Here is a 5,877-nt window from a genome sequence, read left to right on the forward strand (position 1 = left end):
GGCAGGGTGAGGACCACCGGCCCGTCCTCGGTGACCGCCACGGTGTGCTCCTCGTGGGCGCCGGGCAGGCCGTGGGCGCTGCGCAGGGTCCAGCCGTCGGCGTCGACGGCGTACTCCCCGCGGCCGCCGGCGAAGAACCACGGCTCGATCGCCACGACCAGGCCGGGCTGCAGGCGCAGGCCGCGCCCGGCGCGGCCGTCGTTGGGCACCGGGGGGTCCTCGTGCATGGCGCGCCCGACGCCGTGGCCGCCGAAGTCGGTGTTGAGGCCGCAGCCGCGCTGGCGGGCGACGGCGCCGATGGCGGCGGAGACGTCGCCGATCCTCGCCCCGGGCACGGCGGCGGCGGTGCCGGCGGCCAGGGCCTCGCGGGTGGCGGCGACGAGCTCGGCGTGGCCGGGGCGCGGCGCGCCGACGCTGAAGGTGGTGGCGGAGTCGCCGGCCCAGCCGTCGAGCACGGCGCCGCAGTCGACGCTGAGCAGGTCGCCCTCGCGCAGCGCGTACCGGCCGGGGAGGCCGTGCAGGACGGCGTCGTCGACGGAGGTGCACACCACGCCGGGGAAGGGCGTGGGGGCGAAGCGCGGCTGGTAGCCGAGGAAGGGCGAGGTGGCGCCGGCGGCGGCCAGGACCTCGCGGGCCGCGGCGTCCAGCTCGTCCAGGCGCACCCCGGGCGCGGCGGCGGCCCGCACGGCGGCCAGGGCGTCGGCGACCACCTTCCCCGCCGCGCGCATCGCCTCGACCTCGCCCGGCGTCTTCAGCTCGACCACCGCCACCACCTCCGCACCTGGACCGGCGGCCGCGCTCGGCGCCGGGACCGTCACGACCGGCACCGTCGCACCGGGATTCCTCTACCGGTATTACTATCACGGCATGGTGCGTCCCCCGCTGCCCGAGGAGGCCCGCGAGCGCGGCCGCCGGCTCGGCGAGCTGCTGCGCCGCGCGCGCGGCGAGCTGACCGTCGTGCAGGTCTCGGCGCTCTCCGGCGTCCCGGCCGAGACGCTGCGCAAGATCGAGGCGGGGCGCGTGCCCACCCCGGCGTTCTTCACCGTCGCCGCCGTCGCCACCGCGCTCGGCGTCCCGCTGGACGCGCTGGCCAGCGCCTGCCGCGAGCCGGCGGCGGCCGGGGCGGCACCGGCCGGCTGACCGGCCGCCGCTCGCCGGGTGTGGTCACGGTTCGCCCGGGGTACCTTCCCGGCAGGACGGTCCAGCGGCGCGGCGTCCCCGAGGGGTGGAGGGCGGTCGTGGACGACGGCACGGGCGACGGTGCGGACGGCACGGGCGGCGGGATCCAGCTGGGCCTGCTGGGCGAGGAGGCGCAGCGCCGGGCGCGGCGCCTGGTGCGCCTGGAGGCCGAGCGGTGCGGGCTGGAGGAGCGCGGCGACGACGCGGCCCTGGTGACCGCGGAGCTGCTGGAGGGCCCCGAGGGCGGAGCGGTGCCCACCGCGGTGCGCGTGGGCGAGGCCGACGGCGGCCTGCTGGTGGGGGTGGACCTGCGCGGCCCGCGGGTGCTGCACCTGCGCGAGCTCTCCGAGGCGCTGGTCTCGGGGCTGTCCTCCTCGTGGGGCTGGGAGGCGCGCCCCGGCGGCGTGCACGCCTGGTGCCACCTGTCCGGCGCCGCCGCCCGCTGAGCGCCGCCCCGCGCGGACGGGGTCAGCGCCCCCCGGCACCTCCCCCGGCGCGCTCCCGGGCCAGGCGGCGGGACACCGCCTCGCGGTCCTCGACGGGGAACTGCGGCACCCCGGCCAGCAGCGGCAGCAGCTCCGGGCTGGTGGTCAGGGCCGCGAACGCCGTGCGCACGTCCACGCCGTGCGCGGGCACCTCCAGCACCCGCACCGCGTCCCCGGCGCGCACCTCGCCCGCGCGCAGCACCCGCAGGTACGCGCCCGGCACCCGCGCGGCCGTGAAGCGCGGCACCCAGCGCTCCTCCCCCAGCCACACCGCGAACGTCACGCACGGGATCCGCGGGCAGCTCACCTGCAGCAGCGCCGTGCCCACCGCCCACGTCTCCCCGATCACCGCGCCGGTGACGTCGACGCCGGCGGTGGTGAGGTTCTCCCCGAACACCCCGCAGCGCAGCGGGCGGCCCAGCTGCGCCTCCCAGGCGTCGAGGTCCTCGCGCGCGTAGGCGTGCACGGCCTGGTCGTCCCCGCCGTGGTGGGCGGTGTCGCTGACGTGGTCGCCGGCCAGGCCGCTGCCGCCGAGGCCCTTGGGGCCCGGGGCGCTCACCGCCACCGGCCCGTCCACCGGGCGCTTGTCGATGCCGCTGGTGCCCCCCTTGGCCGCGATCGGCCGTTCCCGACCGACGTTCACCGACACGACCCGCCCGCTCGTGGTGCCCACCGCAGGACCGTACGCAGGACCCCGGCGCCGCGTCACCGGGTTGACCCGTGGGGCGCGCCACCGGCCCCGTGCCAGGGTGGGCCGGTGCCCGCCCTGCTCGAGGCCCTGGTCCCCGCGCGCCTGGGCCGCGGTTTCCGCTGGCTGCTGGCCTCGGGGTGGGCGAGCAACCTCGGCGACGGCGTCGCGCTGGCCGCCGGGCCGCTGCTGGTGGCCTCCACCACCGGCGACGCGTTCCTCGTCGCGCTGGCCGCCACGGTGCAGTGGCTGCCGCCGCTGCTGTTCGGCCTGTGGGCGGGGGTGCTCTCGGACCGGCTGGACCGCCGGGGGATCGTCGTGGCGGTGGACGCGCTGCGCGCGCTGGTGCTCGCGCTGCTGGTGCTCGCGATCGCCACCGGCCGCGCGCCGGTCGCGGTGGTCCTGGTGGCGCTGTTCCTCGTCGCCACCGCGGAGGTGTTCGCCGACAACGCCACCGCCTCCCTGCTGCCGACGCTGGTGGCGCGCGAGGACCTCGCCCCGGCCAACGCGCGGCTGCAGACGTCGTTCATCACCGTGAACCAGCTCGCCGGCCCGCCGCTGGGCGCGGTGCTGTTCACCGCCGGCACGTTCCTGCCCTTCGCCGCGCAGGCGGCGCTGCTGGCGCTGGCCGGGGTGCTCGTCAGCCGCCTGGTGCCGGCCGCGCGCGCGGGCGGGCGGGCGCGCACCCGGGTGCGCGACGACGTCGCCGAGGGCCTGCGCTGGACCGCCCGGCACGCGGCCGTGCGCACCCTGGTGCTCACCATCTTCGTCTTCAACACCACCTTCGGCGCCGCCTGGTCGGTGCTCGTGCTGTACGCCGCGGGACGGCTGCGCCTGGGCGAGGTGGGCTACGGGCTGGTGACGACCGTGGGCGCGGTCGGCGGCCTGGCCGGCACGCTGGCCTACGGGGCGATCACCCGGCGGGTGAGCCTGGGGAACCTCATGCGCGTCGGCCTGGTCGTGGAGACCCTCACCCACGCCGCGCTGGCGGCCACCACCTCCCCGTGGGTGGCGCTGCCGGTGTTCTTCGTGTTCGGCGCGCACGCGTTCGTGTGGGGCACCACCTCGGTGAGCGTGCGCCAGCGCGCGGTGCCGGCCCAGCTGCAGGGGCGGGTCGGCTCGGTGAACTCCGTGGGCACCTTCGGCGGTCTCGTCGTCGGTTCCGGCGTGGGCGGGCTGCTCGCGCGGCACCTGGGCGTCACGGCGCCGTTCTGGTTCGCGTTCGCCGGCTCGGCGGTGTTCCTGGTGCTGGTGTGGCGGCAGCTGCGCCACGTCGCCCACGCCGACGAGGCCCCCGCGCCCGCACCGGGCTGAGGGCCCGGCGCACGGGCGGGCCGGTGCGCCTGCGACGCTGCTGCCCGTGGCGACCGACCTGACGCAGCAGGGCTTCACCACCGCCGCGGGCACGTTCAGCGGCACCGGCGACGGCGCGGTGGTGCGGGTGCGCGGCGTCGTCTACGCGCGCGCCGAGCGGTTCCGCGCGCCGGTGCCGCTGACGGCCGCCGACGGGGCGGTGCAGGACCCGCGCCCGGCGGTGGCGTGCCCGCAGCTGCCGGACCCCGCCGAGGCGCAGCTGGGCCGCCCGTACGCGGGCGTGGAGCACGACGAGGCGTGCCACCGCCTGGCGATCACCGTGCCCGCCGGCGCCGGGCCCGGGGACGACCTGCCGGTGATGGTGTGGGTGCACGGCGGCTCCTACGTCACCGGCGGCGGCGACCTGCCGGTGTACGACCCCGCGCTGCTGGTCGCCGAGCACCGCGTGGTCGTCGTCAGCGTCACCTACCGGCTGGGCCTGCTGGGCTACCTGGCCTCCGCCGACGGGCGCCGGCACGCCAACCTCGGCCTGCTGGACCAGCTGGCGGCGCTGCGGTGGGTGCGCGCGAACATCGCCGCGTTCGGCGGGGACCCGGCGGCGGTGACGGTGTTCGGCGAGTCCGCCGGCGGCGACGCGGTGGCCCACCTGCTGGCCGCCGACGGCGCGCGCGGGCTGTTCCGGCGGGCGGTCGTGCAGAGCGCCCCGCTGGGGCTGCGCCGACGGCGCGACCGGCTGAGGGCGGCGATGGACCGCGCCGCCGGGTCCCTGGGGGCGGACGCGCCCCTGGAGCGGGTGCTGGCCGCGCAGCGCGCCGCCGAGTCCGCCGCGGGGCGCTTCGGGCTGCGCGGCGCGATGCCGTTCGGCACGCAGTACGGGCACGCGCCGCTGCCCGCCGAGGAGGAGGTCGAGGAGCGCTGGCGCGCGGCCGCCCGGCACGTCGACGTCCTGGTGGGCACCACCGCCGAGGAGACGAGCTTCTTCGCCGACGGGGTGCCCCTGATGGGCCGGCCGGTGCTGCGCCGCGCGGGCGTGGCCGCCACGACGGAGGCGGTCTTCGCGCGCCCCGCCCGGCGGCTGGCCCGCCTGCTGGCGGCGGCCGGCGGCACCGCGGCCGAGTACCGGGTGCTGTGGCGCCCGCCCGGCAGCCGGCTGGGCGCCACGCACACGGTGGAGCTGCCGCTGCTGTTCGAGGACCCCGTCGCCTGGCGCGGCGCCCTGGTCCTGGGCGCGGCCGACGCCGCGGAGGTGCACCGGGCCGGGGTGCTGGTGCGGGCGGCGTGGGCGCGCTTCGCGCGCACCGGGGACCCCGGCCCGACGCGGGACCCCTCGGTGCTGCGCCTGCGCACCCGCTGACGGCCCCGCCCCGGGAGCCGAGGACGCGTGGACGGACCCGTGGACGGACCCGAGGACGGACCCGAGGAGGGGCTGGTGGAGCGGTTCCGCGCCGCCCGGGCGGCGCGGGCGGCGCGCGGCGGTCCGGAGCTGGCGCCGGCGGCGCTGGCCGCGGCGTGCCGGGAGGTGCTGGGGGTGGACGGCGCCGTGCTCAGCGCGGTGGCGCGCGGGCCGTGGCGCCTGCCGGTGGGGGCCAGCGGCCCGGCGGCCGCCGCCGCCGAGCGCTGGCAGTTCGCGGCCGGGCAGGGCCCGGGCTTCGACGCGTGGGAGCGCGGCGGGCCCGTCGCCGCCGGCGAGGACGCCTTGCGCCGCACCTGGCCGGTGCTGCACGACCAGCTGCACCGGCACACGCCCTTCGGCGCCGCGGCCGCCGTGCCGCTGCTGCGCGGCCCGGCGCGGGTGGGGGTGCTGGAGCTGCTCGTGCACCGCGGCCGCCCCGGGACGGCGGGGGTGGCGGCGGGGGCGCCGGTCGACCTCGGCGGCGCGCTGCGGCTGGCCCCGCTGCTCGCCGCGGAGCTGTTCGGCCCCGCGGACGGCGGCGCCGGCCCGGCGGAACCGGCCTGGCTGGACGCGCCCGGCGCCCGGCGCCGCCAGCGCGTGTGGGTGGTGCTGCGCATGGCCGAGCAGGTGCTGGGCCTGGGCGGGACCGACGCGCTGGCGCTGCTGCGCGCCCGCGCCTGGGCGCAGGACCGGGTGCTGGAGGACCTGGCCGACGACGTGGTGGAGGGGCGCGTCCCGGTCGGGTCGCTGCGGCTGGACGAGCGGGGCTGACGCCCCGGCCTGACCGGCCGCGCGGCCACGCGGCGGGGGGTCGGGGG

At 79.7% G+C, this 5,877-nt stretch carries 7 protein-coding genes; 5 read left to right on the forward strand and 2 right to left on the reverse strand.

Annotated elements, in window-relative coordinates; all coding sequences use genetic code 11:
- Positions 1 to 764: type I methionyl aminopeptidase (gene map, locus GTR00_RS12655; protein WP_166611970.1), on the reverse strand; the 764-nt coding region annotated here is incomplete at its 3' end.
- A gap of 103 nt (positions 765 to 867) precedes the next feature.
- Between map and GTR00_RS12660 the strand changes: the two genes are divergently transcribed.
- Both GTR00_RS12660 and GTR00_RS12665 read left to right on the forward strand, forming a co-directional pair.
- Entirely contained in the window at positions 868 to 1,140 is a 273-nt protein-coding gene (locus GTR00_RS12660) for a helix-turn-helix domain-containing protein (RefSeq protein WP_166611971.1), read from the forward strand.
- A 98-nt stretch (positions 1,141 to 1,238) separates the two neighbouring features.
- Positions 1,239 to 1,625 carry a hypothetical protein gene (locus GTR00_RS12665; RefSeq protein ID WP_166611972.1) on the forward strand — a complete coding sequence of 129 codons (387 nt, stop codon included), beginning with the start codon at positions 1,239 to 1,241 and terminating at the stop codon, positions 1,623 to 1,625.
- Positions 1,626 to 1,647: 22 nt separating this feature from the next.
- On the opposite strand, the gene GTR00_RS12670 is transcribed toward GTR00_RS12665, so the two are convergent.
- Positions 1,648 to 2,337, reverse strand: a complete 690-nt coding sequence (locus tag GTR00_RS12670) for an MOSC domain-containing protein (protein WP_166611973.1) — start codon at positions 2,335 to 2,337, stop codon at positions 1,648 to 1,650.
- Positions 2,338 to 2,421: 84 nt separating this feature from the next.
- Here GTR00_RS12670 and GTR00_RS12675 point away from each other — a divergent pair, with 84 nt between their 5' ends.
- Genes GTR00_RS12675 through GTR00_RS12685 form a run of 3 tightly spaced genes read left to right on the forward strand, consistent with a single transcriptional unit; the run spans position 2,422 to position 5,830 of the window.
- Positions 2,422 to 3,666, forward strand: coding sequence for an MFS transporter (locus GTR00_RS12675; RefSeq protein ID WP_166611974.1), 1,245 nt, complete (start codon positions 2,422 to 2,424; stop codon positions 3,664 to 3,666).
- Positions 3,667 to 3,712: 46 nt separating this feature from the next.
- Positions 3,713 to 5,020, forward strand: coding sequence for a carboxylesterase family protein (locus GTR00_RS12680; protein ID WP_205705684.1), 1,308 nt, complete (start codon positions 3,713 to 3,715; stop codon positions 5,018 to 5,020).
- A gap of 39 nt (positions 5,021 to 5,059) precedes the next feature.
- On the forward strand, positions 5,060 to 5,830 hold the full coding sequence (locus tag GTR00_RS12685; RefSeq protein WP_166611975.1) for a GAF domain-containing protein: 771 nt from the start codon (positions 5,060 to 5,062) through the stop codon (positions 5,828 to 5,830).
- Positions 5,831 to 5,877 lie beyond the last annotated feature (47 nt).

Origin of the sequence: Kineococcus indalonis (assembly GCF_009906395.1) — a bacterium.
Taxonomy (GTDB): Bacteria; Actinomycetota; Actinomycetes; order Actinomycetales; family Kineococcaceae; genus Kineococcus; species Kineococcus indalonis.

What these genes read in the sequence shown, in the direction of transcription:
- GTR00_RS12660 (WP_166611971.1), top strand. Translation starts at nt 868, where the DNA reads ATGGTGCGTCCCCCGCTGCCCGAGGAGGCCCGCGAGCGCGGCCGCCGG.